The sequence below is a fragment of the Pseudomonas sp. MF6394 genome (assembly GCF_002018845.1).
In the GTDB taxonomy this organism is placed as follows: Bacteria; Pseudomonadota; Gammaproteobacteria; order Pseudomonadales; family Pseudomonadaceae; genus Aquipseudomonas; species Aquipseudomonas lactis.
In genome coordinates, this window is record NZ_MVOJ01000017.1 from 66,492 (window position 1) to 84,457 (window position 17,966).

Sequence of the window (17,966 nt, forward strand, 5' to 3'; positions counted from 1 at the left end):
GCGCGTGGCGGCGGCCCCCCAAATCACTGGCGGATTACGGGCACACCGAGCCTAGGCGAGGTGCCGAGTGGTGGGGCAAGAGCGTTTTGCTTACTTTTGCGCTTCTCAAAAGTGAGCCGCCGTCAGGGCGGAACCCTAGGTGGCCGTTACCGCAGCAATGGATATGTACCCAATCCAACTATGTGGACTGTCAGGCTGCCTTCGCGAGCAAGCCCGCTCCCACAGTTGGGTCGCGGGGTGTCAGGTAGGTAGGGGTCGGCTGGCAGGCCGCCATCGCAGGCAAGCCAGCTCCCACAGTTGGATCGTTAGGGTGTCAGGTAGGTAGGTGTCGGCCGGCAGGCCGCCATCGCAGGCAAGCCAGCTCACACAGTTGTATCGTGGGGTGTCAGGTAGATAGGCGTAGGCTGACAGGCCGTCTTCGCAGGCAAGCCCGCTCCCACATGTTGACCGAGGTTGCGGTTAAGTTAAATCCAGTGATCGCCGCTACGTTTAATCCTGAAGAGCAGGAATGTCACGACGTCGACTTTTTTTCGTCATGACGGCACTTTAGGCTGGGTTCGCAGGTCATTAATCTGCAACCGCTTTCAACATGAAGAAGGAGTCCACCATGGACGATTACCAGGAAGAACTGCTGGAGTACCAGGCATTCGAGCTAGACCCACTGGACCCAGCCGACGATGCTACCGAGCTGTAACACCGACTTCAGGCGGAGTGTCGCTGACTGCGGCGAAATTCCCCTGGGGTCTGGTTGTTCCAGCGCCTGAAGGCCCTTTGGAAGGCTTGGGCCGAAGCAAAACCGAGCAAGTAGGCGATCTCGCCGAACGCCAGTTCCGTGTCGCGAATGTAGGTCATGGCCAGGTCGCGACGGGTGTCATTGAGAATCGCGCGAAACTGCGTGCCTTCCTCGGCCAGTTTGCGCCGCAATGTCCAGGTGGGCAGCTTCAAGCGTGCCGCCACTTCTTCCAGGTCGGGTTCCCGGCCGCCATTGAGCATCGGCCCGAGCAAACGGGTAATGCGCTCGCGCAGGCTGCGGGTGCGGGTCAACTGCTCTAATTCCCTTTCACACAGCTGTAGCAACAGGTGCCAGGTGCTTGGGCAGTGCTGTGGGTTGCGCAGCGCCAGGGTGGGTTGGTTGAGGCGCAGTTGATTGACCTCGGCGCCGAAGTGCACCACGCCCTCTCCCAGTACCCTGTAGTGATCGTGGTAGTCCGGCGCGTCGAATTCGATTTCAATTCGTTGTGCCTGCACCGGCTGTTGCGCCAGGCCCGAGAGTTGCTGCAGCCAGCCGGCGATGATCGAATCCACCACAAAGCGGTTGTAGGCGTTATAGGGGCTGATGGAATAAAACCGCAGCCACGCGCCTTCGGCGTCTTCATGAAAGCTTGATTGCCCGCGATAGTTGGAACCGTACAGCGCTTCAAAGCGTGTGAGCGTCCTTGCGGCTTCGCGCACCGTGGGCGCTTGGGCGGCGGTGACGCCGGCAAGGCCGGCTTGGCTCAAGCGGCTGAGCTGGCCCATGCGCAGGCCCAGGCCAGGGTTGCCGGTCAGTTGGATGGCCGCGTGGCCCAGGCGCATGTAGCGCGGGATCGACAGGCGTGCGCCGGCTTCAGCCAGGCGCGCCGGGTCGAGGCCGTATTGCAGCAGTAGGGGCTGTGGGTCCAGGCCGTTGCTGTGGATGGCGTCGGCCAGGGTGTGCACGAAGCCCACCGACAGATCCCCCAGGCGCACCGGCTTCAAGGCGCTACAGCCAGATATTCAGCAGGCGCGCACCACGGGCGTCGCCATCGGCGAAGACTTGCCCATTGCGGCTGAGGAAACTCTGGCCGGCGCTGCCCAGGTCCCAGAACTGCCCGCGCAGAAAGACGCTCATGCCTGCGGTGGCTTGGCTGACGGGTGGCTGGCTGATCAGCGTGAGGCGACGCCAGGCTGCGCCCTCGCTGGTTTCTTCAGGCTTGAGGCTCACTTCTGACGGCGTGGATACGCTCTTGAAGCCACGCCACGGACGCTCCCAGGTGTCGCGGCCGGTGACAAAAGCCGGCACCGCGATCAATTGCGCGCCTTGCTCGTTGAGCTTGCGGTAGTTGTCCGGGTACCAGCTGTCACTGCCCACCAGGATGCCCAGGCGCCCGGCGGGAGTATCGACAACGTTGACGACATGCTCATCACCCGGCTCGATAAAGCCCCGCTCATCGTAGATCGGGTAAAGCTGGCGCTGCGGCTGGCCCAGCGGCAAACCGTCGGCGGCAAACACCACGCTGGCGTTGTACAGCGCGCCGTGGCCGATCTCCAGTTGCCCCTGAATCACGCTTGGGTTGGGCAAGGCAATGGAACCGGCCACCAGGGTCACGCCAAATTCTTTGGCGAGGCCGCCAAACAACACTTGATAGTCGCGGGCCATGGCCGGGGCTTTCATGCGCAGGTACGCATCATCCATGCGGTTGTCGCCGGTGGCGCTGATCCAGGCTTTGGCAAATTGCAGCGGGTTGCTGATCGACAGCCAGTTCATGGCGTCCTTGAGATGAGCGGCCTGGTACAGCTCATTCTTTTCGCCGCCGAGCATCAGCCAGGTGCCGATATGCTCCGGCAGCACCACCACGGTTTTGGCGTTGATCAGCCCCAGGTCCCGAGCGTTTTGCAGGTAGGCCGACAGCTTCAGGTGCAGGCGTTCCAGGCTCTGGTAATCGGCAGGGAACAGCTCCGGCTGGATGCCCAGCAGGTTGCCCCGGTCGGCCGGTTCGCCCTCATTGACGGCGAGGGTGATGCGCAGGTCGGACAGGTAATGCGCCACGGGGCGCTCCTGGGTCCAGACCAGATACGCGGCGAGGGAGGCAACCAGGGCCATGATGACGGTGAACGCTAGAAGTTTACGCATGGGGCAACAGACAACAGACCAGGTGCAGGGTTCGCGACTAGGGTAGGGCCCATGGCGTGGCTTGCCAAGGGGCGCTGTGCATTTGGATCAATAACTTGTCAGTTTCAGTCATTGAGCCGTGGTCCACCGCCTCTTAGTCTGTGGGACATAAACCGATGGCACGCCGTTCGAGTGCGCCACGTCCCGTGATGATCCGTTGTGGAGCTGTACCATGACCGCTGCTGCCTACCCGCACCTGCTGGCCCCGTTGGACCTGGGTTTTACCACCTTGCGCAACCGTACCCTGATGGGCTCGATGCACACTGGCCTGGAAGAAAAGCCCGGCGGTTTCGAGCGCATGGCCGCTTACTTTGCCGAGCGCGCCCGTGGCGGCGTGGGCCTGATGGTCACCGGCGGCATTGGCCCCAATGATGAAGGCGGCGTGTATGCCGGTGCGGCCAAGCTGACCACCGAAGAAGAGGCGCGCAAGCACAAGATCGTCACCCAGGCCGTGCACGACGCGGGTGGCAAGATCTGCATGCAGATCCTTCACGCCGGGCGTTACGCCTACAGCCCCAAGCAGGTGGCGCCGAGCGCTATCCAGGCACCGATCAACCCGTTCAAGCCCAAGGAATTGGATGAAGAGGGCATCGAAAAGCAGATCCAGGATTTTGTCACCTGCTCGCTGCTGGCCCAGGTCGCCGAATACGACGGCGTCGAAATCATGGGTTCCGAAGGCTACTTCATCAACCAGTTCCTCGCCGCCCATACCAACCATCGCACCGACCGTTGGGGCGGCAGCTTTGAAAATCGCATGCGCCTGGCGGTGGAAATCGTGCGCCGTGTACGCGAAGCCGTAGGCCCGAACTTCATTATCATCTTCCGCCTGTCGATGCTCGACCTGGTGGAAGGCGGCAGTGTCTGGGAAGAGATCGTGCAGTTGGCCAAGGCCATCGAACAGGCCGGCGCGACGATCATCAACACCGGTATCGGCTGGCATGAAGCCCGTATCCCGACCATCGCCACCAAAGTGCCCCGTGGTGCGTTCAGTAAAGTCACGGCCAAATTGCGCGGCTCGGTACAGATTCCGCTGATCACCACCAACCGTATCAACACCCCGGAAATCGCCGAGCAGATCCTGGCTGAAGGCGACGCCGATATGGTCTCGATGGCGCGGCCGTTTCTCGCCGACCCCGAGTTCGTCAACAAGGCCGCCGCCGGGCGCGCCGATGAGATCAATACCTGCATTGGCTGCAACCAGGCCTGCCTGGACCACACCTTTGGCGGCAAGCTGACCACCTGCCTGGTCAACCCTCGGGCGTGCTACGAAACCGAACTCAATTACCTGCCGGTCAAGCAGATCAAAAAGGTCGCGGTGGTCGGCGCTGGCCCTGCGGGTCTGGCCGCTGCTACCGTGGCCGCCGAGCGCGGGCATCAGGTGACTTTGTTCGACTCCGCCAGCGAGATCGGCGGCCAGTTCAATATCGCCAAGCGCGTGCCGGGCAAGGAAGAGTTCTTCGAGACCCTGCGTTATTTCAAGCGCAAATTGCAGACCACCCACGTCGAGCTGTGCCTCAACACCCGTGTAGACGTTGCGCAACTGGTAGCGGGTGGTTATGACGAGGTGATCCTGGCCACCGGCATCGCACCGCGTACCCCGGCGATTCCGGGTGTCGACAACGCCAAGGTGTTGAGTTACCTGGATGTGATCCTTGAGCGCAAGCCGGTGGGCAAGCGCGTGGCGGTGATCGGCGCCGGAGGCATCGGCTTTGACGTGTCTGAATTCCTCGTGCACCAAGGCGTCTCCACCAGCCTGGATCGCGAGGCGTTCTGGAAAGAGTGGGGCATCGACACTCAGCTACAAGCCCGTGGTGGCGTGGCCGGGATCAAACCCGAGCGCCATGCGCCGGCCCGTGAAGTGTTCCTGCTGCAACGCAAGGCTTCCAAGGTGGGCGATGGCCTGGGCAAGACCACGGGCTGGATCCACCGCACCGGCTTGAAGAACAAGCAGGTGCAGATGCTCAACAGTGTCGAGTACCTGAAGATCGACGATGAAGGCTTGCATATCCGCATCGGCGCCGAGGGCGAGCCGCAAGTCCTGGCGGTGGACAATATCGTCATCTGCGCCGGCCAGGACCCGCTGCGCGAATTGCACGACGGCCTGGTGGCTGCCGGCCAGAACGTGCACCTGATCGGCGGCGCCGATGTGGCGGCCGAACTGGACGCCAAGCGCGCCATCAACCAGGGCTCACGCCTGGCTGCAGAGCTGTAAGGCACCAAGCGGGGCGGTGCTAGACTACCGCCCCTTTTTCATTCCGATACCTGCCGATGGGCCCTTTTGACTGGCTTCCTCATGCGCCCCTTGAACCCTTGCAGCTGGACTGGCTGAACGGGGTCGGGTTGGCCGTGCTGCGCCTGGACCGTATCGACCCGCTGATCAGCGGCAACAAGTGGTTCAAGCTCACCGAACACCTGGCCCAGGCCCGACGCGCTGGGGCCACCGGTGTGATCAGTCTCGGCGGCGCTTACTCCAACCATTTGCATGCACTGGCGGCGGCGGGCAAGCGCTTTGGTTTTCCCACGGTCGGCCTGCTGCGCGGCCATCCTCAAGACACCCCCACGGTTTTCGACCTCAAAGCACTTGGCATGCAACTGCATTGGCTCGGTTATGGCGGTTATCGGGCGCGGCATGAAGCGGGTTTCTGGCTGCCTTGGCGCGAGCAGTATCCTGGCTTTCATCCGATACCCGAAGGCGGCGGGGGGCTGGCTGGTGCTCGGGGCTGTGGCGTGTTGGTCGAGCAGGCGCGGGCGCAGTTGGGTAACCTCGGTTGGAGCGATTACGACGACTGGTGGCTGGCGGCAGGTACCGGCACGACGGTGGCGGGGCTGGCGCTGGCGGAGGCGGGTGGGCATTGGGTGTATGGCGCTATGGCGGTGCCGGATGACCACGGTGTGGCGCAGAACGTGAATGCCATCGTGCAGGACGGTTATGCATTGCTGGACGCCAGCCGCGGTGGCTTTGCCAAGGTCGATCCGCTGTTGCTGGACTTCATTGAGCGCACCGAACAAGCGTGCGGCCTACCGCTGGAGCCGCTCTACACCGGCAAGGCGCTGTTGGCGTTGAAACAGCAGGTCGAGGCCGGACGCTTCACCCCCGGCACGCGCCTGATCTTCATCCACACCGGCGGCCTGCAAGGCCGCCGAGGCTTCCTGTAGGAGCGAGCTTGCTCGCGAAGAACCTGAACGATAACGCGTGCATTCTGGATGATCGCGTTGCCTGGGAGTTCTTCGCGAGCAAGCTCGCTCCTACAGGGTAGCGGTTATCAGATGATGCGTTTTTGCCTACCCGGGATCATGCGCAGCGCCGTGTTATCGCGCATCACGTAGTGATGAAAGATCCCCGCCAACGCGTGCAGCCCAATCAGCCAGTAACCGACCTGGGCGAACAGCACATGCCAGCCTTCAATCTCTTTGGCCAGTGCCTTGTTCTCAGCGATCAATGGCGGCAATTCCATCCCATAAAACATCACCGAATGCCCTTTGGCACTGACGATCAACCAACCAGCAATCGGCAACCCGATCATCAACGCATACAGCGCCCAGTGCATCAGCTTCGCCAGCAGGCTCTGCCATTGCGGCGGTGCCGGCACGATCTTCGGCGCCACCCCCAGGCTGCGGGCAAACAGGCGCAGCCACACCAGCACAAACACGGTAAGGCCGAGCATAAAGTGCATTTCAACAATCAAGGTGCGCGCACCGCTGCCTTTGGGGAATTGGCCGCGCAGTTCAATGCAGGCGTAAACCACCGCCAGCAGCACCACCATCAACCAGTGCAACGCAATCGACATGGTGCTGTAGCGCGTATCGGAATTTTTCCACGGCATCGCTGTGTTCCTCACTCATCAGGGCATACCTCCATTCTTTAGCGATGGAGTGCATTAACTCTATGCCTGTTTTGAGCGCTGCGCTTGTTGCCAATGCCGTTATCTTGACCTCGGTCAGTAGGCCTGCGGCATTTCCCCGCGGGCCAGGCGCTGGTTGATGTCGCTGATGACCCGCGGCAGGTCGGTAATGGTGTCGATCAGATAATGCGGGCGCGACCCTTCGAACATCGCTTCGATGCGCTGGCGCTCGCTGGCCAGTGTGTCGCTGTCCAGGACGCGGAACTGCTCGTAGGTAAGGCCCAGCGCGTTGCCCGAGCAGGTCAGGGCCACCGTCCACATGCCGGCACGTCGGCCTTCGAGAATGCCCGGTACGGTGTCATCGACCTTCACGCAGGCCGCCACATCCTCGATGCCCAGGGCGATCACGTTGGCCAGCGCCTGGGCCGGCCATGGTCGGCCGTTGGGCACTTCGTCAGTGGCCACGACGTGGTCGGCGACGTAGCCGTTGGTGGCAGCCAGGGCCACGACCTTGTCCATCACCTGCTTGGGGTAGCCGGAGCAGGAACCGATCTTGATACCTTTGCCGCGCAGGGCGGCGATGGTGTCGAGGGCACCGGGGATCAGGGCCGAGTGTTCGGCGATCTTCTCGATCTGCAGCGGCATGAAGCGCTGGTAGATGGCGGTCACGTCGTCGTCGGTGGGCGTGCGGCCGAACGCCTGGCGGTAGCGTTCGGCAACCTGCGGCTGGTCGCAGAGGGTGCGGATATGGTCCCACTTGCCCATGCCCATCGGGCCACGGGCCTCCTCGATAGACACCTGCACGTCGAACTCGGCGAAGGCCTCGACAAAGATCTGCGTAGGGGCGAAGGAGCCGAAATCGACCACCGTGCCGGCCCAGTCGAGGATAACGGCCTGGAGGGTGTTGGGGTTTTGATAGTTCATGGTTCAGATCCTGTGGGGTAATAACATTCATCTATGTAGGAGCGAGCTTGCTCGCGAAAAACATCCAGGCACCGCGTTGACTCAGGATGCCCGCGCTATCGTTAACGTGCTTCGCGAGCAAGCTCGCTCCTACACATTTCTTGCAGCACCTCGGCGATGGCCTTGACCGCTGCGCGCATGCCATCGGCGTCGACATGGCCGATGCAGCCCACGCGGAAGGTTTCCACCTGGGTCAATTTGCCCGGGTACAGAATGAAACCCTTGGCCTTGACCCGTTCGTAGAACGCGTTGAACTGGTAGCGCGGGTCGTCGGGGGCGTGGAAGGTGGCGATGATCGGCGCCTGGATCGCCGCCGGTAGAAAGCTGCGCAGGCCCAATTCGGCCATGCCGTCCAGCAATGCCTGGCAGTTATGCGCATAGCGCCGGTGACGGGCGGGCAGGCCGCCTTCCTCGGCGTATTGCAACAGTGCTTCATGCAGGGCGGCGACCACGTGGGTAGGCGGGGTGAAGCGCCATTGTCCGGTCTTGGCCATATAGCTGTGCTGGTCGAACAGGTCCATCGCCAGGGAATGGCAGTTGCCCTGGGCGGCGGCCAGCGCGGCTTTTTCGGCAAAGACAAAGCCCATGCCCGGTACGCCTTCCAGGCATTTGCCCGAGGCGGCGATCAGCGCGTCGAAGGGGACTTCGCGGGCATCAATCGGCAGCGCGCCGAAGGAACTCATGGCGTCGATGATCAGGCGCTTGCCGTGGCGTTTGACCACCTCGGCAATCTGCGCCAACGGGTTGAGAATACCGGTGCTGGTTTCGCAATGAATCAGCGCGACGTGGGTGATGGCGCTGTCGGCGTGTAACAGGCGATCCACATCGGCGGCAGTGGTGGGCTCGTCTTCGGCGGTTTCAAAGGTGCTGAATTCGCGGCCAAGCACCTCACAGATTTTCGCCAGGCGCTTGCCGTAGGCGCCGTTGATCAACACCAGCACCTTGCCATTGCGGGGGACCAAGGTGCCGATCGCAGCTTCGACGGCGAAGGTGCCGCTGCCTTGCAACGGCACGCAGTGGTGGCTGTCGGCGCCGTTGAGGATTGCCAGCAACTGCGTGCACACACTGGCGGTGAGCTGGTTGAAGCGGTCGTCCCATGAGCCCCAATCCACCATCATCGCCTGGCGGGTACGGTTTGATGTGGTGAGGGGGCCGGGGGTTAACAGGATCGGCGCGGCAGGGGTCATGTCAAATCCTCGCAAGGTTTCGGGGGACAAGCTACGGCGCCTAAATTGCAGTTTGGCTTGTCATCAATCAAATTGTTTGTTGTTATGCGAGCTATCAGTGAGGCCGATAGCTATGAACCTGTTTCAACTGCGCGCATTCGATGCCGTGGCCCGTGAGGGCAGTTTTACCCGTGCGGCGGCTCGGCTGTTTATCAGCCAGCCGGCGGTGACCGGGCATATCAAGGCGCTTGAGGAGCACTACCAGATCCCGCTGTTGCGTCGCACCGCACGCCGGGTGGAGTTGACCGAGGAAGGTGCGCGCCTGGCGGCCATCACCCGCGCTATCTTCGGCTTGGTCGACGAGGCGCAAACCATGTTGGAGGCCAACCGCCAGTTGCTCACCGGGCGCCTGGAAGTGGCGGCGGATGGCCCTCACTTGGTCATGCCGATGATCGCCAGCCTGCGCGCACGCTACCCCGGCATTACCGTGAATCTGCGTTTGGGTAATGCTCAGGAAACTCTGGCGGCGCTGCTGTCCGAACATGCGGATGTGGCGGTGCTCACCGAGGTGGAACCGCGCAATGGCCTGCACTTGCAACCCTTGGACGAGTCACGGATTTGCGCCTTGGTGCCGGCCGCGCACCCGTGGGCCAAGCAGCGCAAGGGTATTGAACTGGCGCAGTTGCATGAGGTGATCATGGTGCTGCGCGAGCCCAGTTCCATCACCCGCCGTACCTTTGATGACGCGTGCCTGGCGGCGAATGTGCAACCCAAAGTGCTGTTGGAACTCGACAGTCGTGAAGCCGTGACCGAAGCGGTGGCGGCAGAGTTGGGGGTGGGTGTGGTGTCGTCGATGGAGGTCAGCCCGGACCCGCGTGTACAGGCGGTGCCGATCCTCGGCGATGGCCTGCTGAACCAGCACATGCTCGGCTGCATGGAGCGCCGCCGCTCGCTGCGCTTGATTCAGGCGTTTTTCGAGTTGGCGTGAAGGCTTTCACGTACGATCTCCAGGAAGGTCGCGACCACGCGGCGTGAACTCTGTTCTTTCAGGCACACCAGGGTTTCTTTCATGCGTTGGGTGCAATCGCGGATGGGCATGGCGTACACCCGCGCGTCGGCGCCGAACTCTGCCGCCGACACCACGCCGACGCCAATCCCGACCACCACCGCTTCGCGGGCGGCCTCGCGGCCTTCCACCTGGATGGCCGGGCGAATGCGCAGGCCGGCCTGGCGCATTTCCTGCTCCAGGGTCTGGCGGGTGACCGAGCCGGTTTCCCGCAGTACCAGCGGGGTGTCATCCAGGTCGGCCAGGCAGATTGATTCGCGCCCGGCCCAGGCATGATCCCGTGCGACAAAAGCCAACAGTTGGTCGTCGGGCAGCGGCACTGACAACAGGCGCGCATCATCGACATCGCGCCCCAACAGCGCCAGGTCGGCCTGATAGTTGTAAAGACGCGACAGCGACTCGTCGGTATTGCCGGTTTCGATTTTCACGCTGATCCCAGGGTAGCGTTGGCAGAAGCGCGCGATCTGCGGCAATACGTGCACGGGCGCATCCACCGCCAGGGTGAGAGTTCCGGTGAGCAGGGCACGCGAATCCTGCAGCAATTCTTCGGCTTCGGCCTCGATCACAAACAGGCGTTGGGTAATGGCCAGCAGGCGTTCACCCAGATCGGTCAGGCGCACCGAACGCTTGTTGCGGTGAAACAGCAATACGCCGAAGCGCTCTTCCAGTTTGCGCACCTGGTCGGAAATCGCAGGTTGGGTCAGGAACAGGCGTTCGGCGGCCCCGGTAAAACTGCCGTGAATGGCCACCGCATGGAAGGCTTTGAGCTGGGCATGGGAAACCGACATGGCACATCCTCTTAAAAGCTGAACTTATATTTGAAATACGATAAATCGATTTTACCTATGAGTCAGCCATTGCTTTGATGCTCCTCAGTCGCCGTAGGTTGAGTCCTACAACCACGGCGATCATGGGCGCAGGCACACCGCACCCATCTGACCAATGCCGCGCTATTCAAGGCCCGGTATTGCAGTGCTCAACCATAAAAACAACAGGCGTTTTCTTTCGATTCTGCCGGCACACTCACACCTGAGGTCAGAACCACCATGAATATCCCTATGGGTAGCATCAAGCGTTGGCGCGTGCAGATTTTCGCGATTACCTGGCTGGCGTACGCCGCTTTCTATTTCACCCGCAAAGCCTTTTCGGTGGCAAAGCTGGGGATTGGCGACGACCCGAGTTTTACCCTCGACAAAATGACGATGGCCAACCTGGATGGCCTCTACCTCGCCGCGTATGCCGTGGGCCAGTTCACCTGGGGCATGCTTGCCGACCGCTTCGGGCCACGGGTGGTGGTGCTCGGTGGCTTGCTGATTTCTGCGGCTGCGGCGCTGGTGATGGGCACCTTTGCCACGTTGCCGATCTTTGTCACCTGCATGTTGATACAGGGCTTGGCCCAGTCCACTGGCTGGTCGGGGCTGTGCAAGAACCTCGGCAGTTTCTTCCCGGCCCAGCAGCGGGGACGGGTGCTGGGGCTGTGGAGTTCGTGTTATGCGTTTGGCGGGTTGGTTGCGTCACCGTTTGCCGGTTTGTGGGCTTATACGCTGATCGGCAGTTGGCATGCGGCATTTATTTCCAGTGCCGCAGTGGTGGCCGTGGTGGCCGTGCTGTTCTTTATGTTCCAGCGCAATACTCCACAGGATGTGGGTTTGCCGGCAGTCGAACCCGAGCCGGTGTTGAGTGCCGAGCAGTTGGCCGCCGAGCAGCGCGTCAGCGTACTCGAACCCCTGCGCGCGATCCTGCGCAATCGCACGGTATTGACCCTGGGACTGGCGTACTTCCTGCTCAAGCCGGCGCGCTATGCGATTCTGTTGTGGGGCCCGGTGATCGTCTACGAGCAGATGCCGTCGGTGGGCAAGGTCGGGGCCGCCATCGTGCCCACCGCGTTTGAGTTGGCCGGTTTGCTCGGGCCGGTGTTGATCGGCCTGGCCTCCGACAAGCTGTTCGGCGCGCGGCGCATGCCCGCCTGTGTGCTGAGCCTGTTGGCGCTGACGGTTGCCCTGGCGTTGTTTATGGGCGCGCTGCACACCGGCAGTGTAGCGCTGGTGATGACCTTGCTGTTTGTCATGGGGCTGACGCTGTATGGGCCGGACTCGATGATCAGCAGCACGGCGGCCATCGACTTCGGCACCGCCAAGGCCGGCGCTACCGCTGCGGGCTTTGTCAACGGCTGCGGTTCGGTGGGGGCGATCCTGGGTGGTTTGCTGCCAGGCTATTTCGATACCGTCACGGTTTTTATCGTGTTTGCCGGTGCGGCACTGTTTTCGTCGCTGGTGCTGATGCCCTACTGGAATGCCAGGCCCGCCGTACTGGCCCAGGCCGGGGATTTTGTGCCGGACCGCAATGCGGTGATCAAACCCCTGCGCACCTGAGTACCCTGGCCGGTTTTTTGGTGGAACGAAGCGTTCTCGCGCTATAAACTCTGCCCCCAAAGCGCCGGCCAGTAGACGTTTGGGCGCGATGGAAATAAGAGAGTGAGTCATGGGCGCACAGTGGAAAGTCAAACATAAAGAAGCGGCAGCCAATGCCAAGGGCAAGATTTTCGGCAAGCTGGTGAAAGAAATCACCATCGCCGCCCGCAACGGCGCCGATACCTCCACCAACGCGCACCTGCGCCTGGTGGTGGAACAGGCCAAAAAGGCCTCGATGCCCAAGGAAACCCTGGACCGCGCGATCAAGAAGGGCGCCGGTTTGCTCGGTGAAACCGTGCAATACCACCGCGTGACCTACGAAGGTTTCGCGCCGCACCAGGTGCCGTTGATCGTCGAGTGCGTGACTGACAACATCAACCGCACCGTGGCGGAAATCCGCGTGGCCTTCCGCAAGGGCCAACTGGGCGCTTCCGGTTCGGTGGCGTGGGATTTCAACCATGTCGGCCTGATCGAAGCATCGCCGGACACCCCGGACGCCGATCCGGAAATGGCCGCCATCGAAGCAGGCGCCCAGGACTTTGAAGAGGGTGAAGAAGGCGCCACCTTGTTCATCACCGAAACCACCGACCTGGATGCCGTGCAGAAGGCCTTGCCGGAGCAGGGCTTCACCGTGCTGTCGGCCAAGCTGGGTTATATCTCCAAGAACCCGGTCAGCGGTTTGACCGATGAGCAGATGGCAGAAGTCGAGGCGTTCCTGGAAGGCCTGGACAACCATGATGATGTGCAGGATATGTTTGTCGGCCTGGCGGGCTGATGTTTATCTGAGTACACGCGGTCAACCTGTGGGAGCGGGCTTGCTCGCGAATGCGGTGTGACAGTCAACAGATGTATTGGCTGTGTTCCACCGCATTCGCGAGCAAGCCCGCTCCCACATTGGTTTAGTGGTGTTGCATAGATTCGAGCAAGACCTCAATTTCTTCAAAGCACGGCCGCGCCAGCACATCCGGCTGGCAGCAGCGTTGTTGCAGTGCCTGCAAGCTTTCGTCACTGGCCTCAGCCCGCTCCAACAATTCCCCCAGCAACACCCCGAACGCGCGCACTTCAATACGCTGCAGCGCACGGGTTTCCAACGTGTCCGCCGTGGCATGGAAGGACGCCGCGCCAAAGTCTCCCAGCAAGCAATCACCCTCTGCGTTCCACAAAATATTGTGGCCATACAGGTCACCATGGGTAATGCCTTGGCGATGCAGGTGCGCCGCCACCGAAGCGATGCCCCGTGCCATGCGCAGTGCCACGTCCAGGCTGAAACGGGTGGTGGGTGCGTAGACATCCCGCGTGCACGACGCCAGGCTTGGCAGGGCCGCGAGGTTGCGGTAACTCGGGTCGATCAGGTCCATCACCAGGGCGGCCTGGTTGTCGGGGTGGCCGATGACGCGTCCTTCAACCTTGATCAGGTTGGGGTGCAGCCCGGCGGCGATGCAGGCTTGCATTTCATGCAGCGGTGAACCGTCGCTGGTGATGGTGCCCTTGTACAGCTTGACCGCAACCGGCAACGCCCGGGGTTTCCACAGCGCCTTGCGAATGATCCCCGAGGCACCTTCGCCCAGGACTTCGCCCATTTCCAGTTCCTGCCAGGCAATGTTCGGCGTCGCCTCATCACTGCTTACCTGCACGGCCATTTCCACCGGGTTGCCGGCGTAGGCCAGCCAGGTCAGGCTCGGCAGGGACAGCAGCCATTGCGGCAGTTGGGTGAGGCGGTTGGAGGCGATGCGGATCAACTCCAGGTTTTGGCATTTGGCCAGGCTTGGCGGCAGGTCGGTCAACTGGTTACCGGCCAGCATCAACTTTTGCAGCAAGGGACGTTGGCCCAGCTCATCGGGCAACTGGCTGATGCAGTTATCGGTGAGGATCAGCCAGCGCAACAGCGGCGGCAGGGCGGCGGCGGGTACTTGACTGATCTGGTTGGCCTTGAAGCCGATCATGCTCAGCTTGGCGCACTGGCCCAGGCATTGCGGCAGTTCGGTAAAGGCGTTGTCCGAACAGAACAGCACGCGCAGGTGCGTCAGGCGGTGCAGGTCGTCGGGCAGGCTGCTCAGGGCGTTGCCGGTGAGGTTGAGGATTTCCAGCGAGTCGGCCAGATCGAAAATTTCCCGGGGGAACTCGGTCAGCCCGCAGGCCAGGTCCAGGCGCGTAGCGCCGGCCAATTGGCCAGCCTTGAGTTGGGCGAGGGTATTCATGCAGGGCGCGGTGCTCGGAAAGGGGGCGTAAAAGGCGCTCATGATAGCGGCTCGGGTGCGGTTTGCGGGCACAGGGTGTGCAATTGGCGCAAGCGACTGGCGGTGCGGGCGAGGTCGATGGCCTGGCCTTCCAGGCATGTATCCAGGGGCTGGTGGCCGATCAGCGTCAGTTGCTTGTCCTGGTCGTAGAGCACGTCCACCAGGTTGATAAAGCGCTGTTGCACGGCGATGGGGCATTCGGCCAGCTGCGGCAGGCCGTCGATGATCCAGTGGTCGAAGTCCTGGCACAGCAACAGGTAGTCCATGACCGCCGTGAGTTGTTCGCACAGGTCGTTGAAGGTGAACGCGATGGTTCGCGCCTGATGGCCTCGGCACTTTAACTGCCGAGTGCCGACCTTCAGGGTGTGCGCCGGGCAATCTGTGGCAGGCAGGCCCAGGCTTTCACGCTGGCCAGCCGTACCTGGCCAGACGTACTGGCCGCCCGTGAAGCGCTGTTGCGCGTGGGCCTGGGCCAGGCTGCGAAAGTCCTGGGGCGCACTGACTTCCTGCACCTCCATGCGCGCGGCGATCAGTTCTATCACCGGTTTGAAGCGCTCGTGGTACAGCGGGTTGGGCAGCAATCCTTCCGGCGGGTAGTTGGAAGTCACCAGCACCAGCACGCCGCGCTGGAACAGGGCCTTGAACAAACGGCTGATGAGCATCGCATCGCCGATATCGTGCACATGGAATTCGTCGAAACACAGCACTCGGCAGCCGACCAGCAGCTCGTCCAGCGTGACGCCCAGGGCATCGTCATGCCCGCGGTGCAGGAACATGCCCTGGTGCAGCCGGGCGAAGAAGGTGTGGAAATGCACGCGCTGCTTCTCGGCGATGGGCAGCGCCTGGAAAAACCCGTCCAGCAGCCAGCTTTTGCCACGCCCCACCGGGCCATGCAGGTACAGGCTGCGCGTGGCCTGGCCGTTGAGCAGGTGCTGGGCCTCGCGATTCAGGGCGCTAATCGCCCGGATTTGCCCGTCACTGAGGGTATAACCCTGTTGTTCGGCCTTTTGTTGAAAATATGCCGGGATAGGCGAGGCGTCCGAGGCGTCGGTTTTTTTACCCAGCAGGCGCTGGAGCAGGGCAAGCACGGCCAAGAATAAACACTCTGTATTGCGGTGGTCGCTCACTGTAAGACGCTCGATGCCATTTGACCAATAGCGAACGGCCCCAAGCCTTGCAAACTGGCACTTTCGGGTTAACTGGCTAACCTCATACACAGTTGTCACCCCTGTATAAGGAATTGGGGCTGTGAAGGGACCGGCGGTATTGGCAGTCATGGGCACGATGCTCTGCAACGCGGCGATTGCTGCGCAACTCCAGGTGCAGGTGCGTATCGACGTGCAACGGGGTTGCCAGTTGGTGGGCACCACCCGTAGTGCGGGCATCGAGCAACTTGGCGTATTGGATTTCGGCAGTGGCCCGCGTCTGGATGACCCGGCCGGCCCCCTGAGTGCGGCCCTGATCAGCCAGCGCCAGCCGCGCCTGGAATGCAACCCCGACACGCCTTACCAGGTGCGCGTTGACGGCGGCCTGCATGGCGGCGTCGGCGAAGTGCGTTATCTCGCCAATCCGGCACCCTCCAGCCGGCCCATCCCCTATCGCATCTATGCCGACGCCGCGCGGCTGATCCCCTTGCCGGTGGACGTGCCCGTCAGTGGCCGCGTGCCGGACACCGGCTCTGTGGAGCTGCCGTTGTATGGGCGCATCGAACCGCTCAAGGACATCCCCGCCGTCGGCCGTTATTCCGACCTGCTCAAGGTCACGGTCACATGGTAAGCCGCTACCTGGCCGTGACGGCCCTGGGCGGCCTGCTGTTGCTGGCGGATGACGCGCAGGCGGCGGTGGTCAACGGCCAGGTCCACGCACGGTTGGTGATCACCGCCAGTTGCGAAGTGAGCAAGGGCGTGGAAACCGCGCCGGTCACCCCCGAAGGCGGCACCGCGCTGTTGGACTTTGGCAGCCAGGGGCCGACCTGGAACGAGACCTTGGACGCGGCGATTTCCGATGGCGACAAGGCGCCGCTGTCGGTGTCCTGCAACCCCTCGGTGGTCAGCAGTTTCACGGTGACCATCGACGGCGGCGCCAACGGCGACGGCACCACACGGCGCCTGAGCAATGGCCGCCAGACCATTCCCTATCGACTCTCGGCTGACCCCCAGGGGCGCAGTGCCTACCGCATCGGCCAGCAACGCAATTTCGTCGTGACCCAGGGCACCCAAGTACCAATCCCGGTATTCGGCTCCGTGGTGGCGAATACCAGGGCCCTACCGGCCGGCATCTACACAGACACCCTGACGGTGACTCTGGATTGGTAAACCATGAGGATGGATATCATGCATGTACTTGTATCGCGAATCGGCCTCTGCGCCCTGGGCCTGGGGCTGGCGTCCAGCCTGAACGCGGCGACCACGGTGGCCGGGCAGATCAGCTCCAGCCTGACTTTGATCGCCAGTTGCCAGGTCAACGGCTCTGGCGCGGCCACCGGGCTGAATTTCGGTAGCTTGAATTTCGGCACCACCAACAGCCTGTTTACCAATGCCGACGCCCAGTTGCTCGGCGGCACCGGTACCGGCGGGGCGTTGTCGATCCTGTGTTCGGCTGGCACCGCGCCAACGATCAAGGTGCGTGCCGGCGCCCACGATGGTGCTTCCCCCGGTGGCACCCGAGCGTTGGCCGATGGCGTGGGTAACTTCGTGCCCTACGATTTTTACACCGACAGTGGGCGTTCCGCGCTGTTGGCAATTGACGGCGTGGTGACACTTGCCACCAGTACCGGCGTGGCACAGACCGTCAACCTTTACGGCCGGGCGGTGGGCAAAGCGGGGCTGCCAGCGGGCACCTACACCGACACGGTGGCCGTGGAACTGACGTTCTAACGATGTGGCCCAGGGTGTTGCTCGCCGTCGGCCTGGCGATGCCGTTGCCACTGTCGGCGGTGGTCAACCAGAGCTTCCAGGTGAGCGCGACCATCACGCCAGGTTGCCTGATCGTGGGCGGCGGCTCCAACTACGGCACGTTGGCCTACGGCAGCTATTCGGCCCTGGCCACCAGCACGGTGACGGCGGCCCTCACTGGCGGTGTAACCCTGCAATGCACGCCGGGCGTGGCCCTGAGCATGAGCGTCGATGGCGGCCTGCACAGCAGCACTGGGCGCAACTTGCAGCTCAACAGTGGCAGCGCGCGAGTGGCATACCAATTGTTTCGCGATGCGGCGTTCAGCCAGAGCCTGGGTATCAGCCAGAGCGTCAGCGTGACGTACAGCGATGCGAGCAACATCAGCCTGCCGATTTACGGGCGGGTGGTTTTACCGGGCAATCAGCCTGGGGGGACGTACAGCGACACGCTGCAGGTGCAGCTGACGTGGTAGGGC

17 protein-coding genes are annotated in these 17,966 nt (G+C 62.4%); 9 read left to right on the forward strand and 8 right to left on the reverse strand.

The window, feature by feature from the left end; translation table 11 throughout:
* Nucleotides 1-702: 702 nt before the first annotated feature.
* Complete coding sequence (locus tag MF6394_RS18415) at nt 703-1,737, reverse strand: AraC family transcriptional regulator (RefSeq protein ID WP_078467229.1); 1,035 nt, start codon at nt 1,735-1,737, stop codon at nt 703-705.
* Between the two features lie 4 nt (nt 1,738-1,741).
* Nucleotides 1,742-2,872, reverse strand: coding sequence for a carbon-nitrogen hydrolase family protein (locus tag MF6394_RS18420; RefSeq protein ID WP_047711200.1), 1,131 nt, complete (start codon nt 2,870-2,872; stop codon nt 1,742-1,744).
* A 211-nt stretch (nt 2,873-3,083) separates the two neighbouring features.
* Here MF6394_RS18420 and MF6394_RS18425 point away from each other — a divergent pair, with 211 nt between their 5' ends.
* Together MF6394_RS18425 and MF6394_RS18430 are read left to right on the forward strand one after the other, a co-directional pair.
* The gene (locus MF6394_RS18425) at nt 3,084-5,123 is read left to right on the forward strand and encodes an NADPH-dependent 2,4-dienoyl-CoA reductase (protein WP_044274621.1); all 2,040 of its coding nucleotides are present in this window, start codon (nt 3,084-3,086) and stop codon (nt 5,121-5,123) included.
* A 56-nt stretch (nt 5,124-5,179) separates the two neighbouring features.
* On the forward strand, nt 5,180-6,067 hold the full coding sequence (locus MF6394_RS18430) for a 1-aminocyclopropane-1-carboxylate deaminase/D-cysteine desulfhydrase (RefSeq protein WP_078467230.1): 888 nt from the start codon (nt 5,180-5,182) through the stop codon (nt 6,065-6,067).
* A gap of 107 nt (nt 6,068-6,174) precedes the next feature.
* On the opposite strand, the gene MF6394_RS18435 is transcribed toward MF6394_RS18430, so the two are convergent.
* From MF6394_RS18435 to MF6394_RS18445, 3 genes are all read right to left on the reverse strand, one after another.
* Nucleotides 6,175-6,735, reverse strand: a complete 561-nt coding sequence (locus tag MF6394_RS18435; RefSeq protein WP_078467231.1) for a cytochrome b — start codon at nt 6,733-6,735, stop codon at nt 6,175-6,177.
* A 114-nt stretch (nt 6,736-6,849) separates the two neighbouring features.
* Nucleotides 6,850-7,677 carry a phosphonoacetaldehyde hydrolase gene (gene phnX / locus MF6394_RS18440; RefSeq protein ID WP_078467232.1) on the reverse strand — a complete coding sequence of 276 codons (828 nt, stop codon included), beginning with the start codon at nt 7,675-7,677 and terminating at the stop codon, nt 6,850-6,852.
* 101 nt (nt 7,678-7,778) lie between these two features.
* Nucleotides 7,779-8,903, reverse strand: coding sequence for a 2-aminoethylphosphonate--pyruvate transaminase (locus MF6394_RS18445; RefSeq protein ID WP_078467233.1), 1,125 nt, complete (start codon nt 8,901-8,903; stop codon nt 7,779-7,781).
* 112 nt (nt 8,904-9,015) lie between these two features.
* Here MF6394_RS18445 and MF6394_RS18450 point away from each other — a divergent pair, with 112 nt between their 5' ends.
* Nucleotides 9,016-9,870 (forward strand): LysR substrate-binding domain-containing protein, encoded by an 855-nt coding sequence (locus MF6394_RS18450; RefSeq protein ID WP_047711196.1) that lies wholly within the window; start codon nt 9,016-9,018, stop codon nt 9,868-9,870.
* Here MF6394_RS18450 and MF6394_RS18455 read toward each other — a convergent pair.
* A complete protein-coding gene (locus MF6394_RS18455; protein WP_032896540.1) occupies nt 9,846-10,736 on the reverse strand; it encodes a LysR substrate-binding domain-containing protein in 891 nt (296 codons plus the stop codon). The two genes, MF6394_RS18450 and MF6394_RS18455, sit on opposite strands and share 25 nt — an antisense overlap.
* A gap of 258 nt (nt 10,737-10,994) precedes the next feature.
* Between MF6394_RS18455 and MF6394_RS18460 the strand changes: the two genes are divergently transcribed.
* The gene (locus MF6394_RS18460; protein ID WP_078467234.1) at nt 10,995-12,320 is read left to right on the forward strand and encodes an MFS transporter; all 1,326 of its coding nucleotides are present in this window, start codon (nt 10,995-10,997) and stop codon (nt 12,318-12,320) included.
* Between the two features lie 109 nt (nt 12,321-12,429).
* The gene (locus MF6394_RS18465; RefSeq protein WP_044274673.1) at nt 12,430-13,134 is read left to right on the forward strand and encodes a YebC/PmpR family DNA-binding transcriptional regulator; all 705 of its coding nucleotides are present in this window, start codon (nt 12,430-12,432) and stop codon (nt 13,132-13,134) included.
* Nucleotides 13,135-13,258: 124 nt separating this feature from the next.
* Here the strand turns inward: MF6394_RS18465 and MF6394_RS18470 are convergent, their stop codons facing one another.
* Nucleotides 13,259-14,557 carry a protein kinase gene (locus MF6394_RS18470; RefSeq protein WP_078467252.1) on the reverse strand — a complete coding sequence of 433 codons (1,299 nt, stop codon included), beginning with the start codon at nt 14,555-14,557 and terminating at the stop codon, nt 13,259-13,261.
* Nucleotides 14,558-14,595: 38 nt separating this feature from the next.
* The gene (zapE, locus tag MF6394_RS18475; RefSeq protein ID WP_078467235.1) at nt 14,596-15,690 is read right to left on the reverse strand and encodes a cell division protein ZapE; all 1,095 of its coding nucleotides are present in this window, start codon (nt 15,688-15,690) and stop codon (nt 14,596-14,598) included.
* Nucleotides 15,691-15,871: 181 nt separating this feature from the next.
* On the opposite strand from zapE, the gene MF6394_RS18480 reads away from it, so the two are divergent.
* From MF6394_RS18480 to MF6394_RS18495, 4 genes are read left to right on the forward strand one after another with little or no spacing between them, the layout of a single operon-like run.
* Entirely contained in the window at nt 15,872-16,372 is a 501-nt protein-coding gene (locus tag MF6394_RS18480; protein WP_443217264.1) for a Csu type fimbrial protein, read from the forward strand.
* The gene (locus MF6394_RS18485) at nt 16,366-16,911 is read left to right on the forward strand and encodes a spore coat protein U domain-containing protein (RefSeq protein WP_047711192.1); all 546 of its coding nucleotides are present in this window, start codon (nt 16,366-16,368) and stop codon (nt 16,909-16,911) included. The genes MF6394_RS18480 and MF6394_RS18485 overlap by 7 nt, the downstream gene beginning before the upstream one ends.
* A gap of 18 nt (nt 16,912-16,929) precedes the next feature.
* Nucleotides 16,930-17,472: a Csu type fimbrial protein gene (locus tag MF6394_RS18490; protein WP_078467253.1), complete on the forward strand. Its 543-nt coding sequence runs from the start codon at nt 16,930-16,932 to the stop codon at nt 17,470-17,472.
* Between the two features lie 2 nt (nt 17,473-17,474).
* Nucleotides 17,475-17,963 carry a Csu type fimbrial protein gene (locus MF6394_RS18495; RefSeq protein WP_032896551.1) on the forward strand — a complete coding sequence of 163 codons (489 nt, stop codon included), beginning with the start codon at nt 17,475-17,477 and terminating at the stop codon, nt 17,961-17,963.
* Nucleotides 17,964-17,966 lie beyond the last annotated feature (3 nt).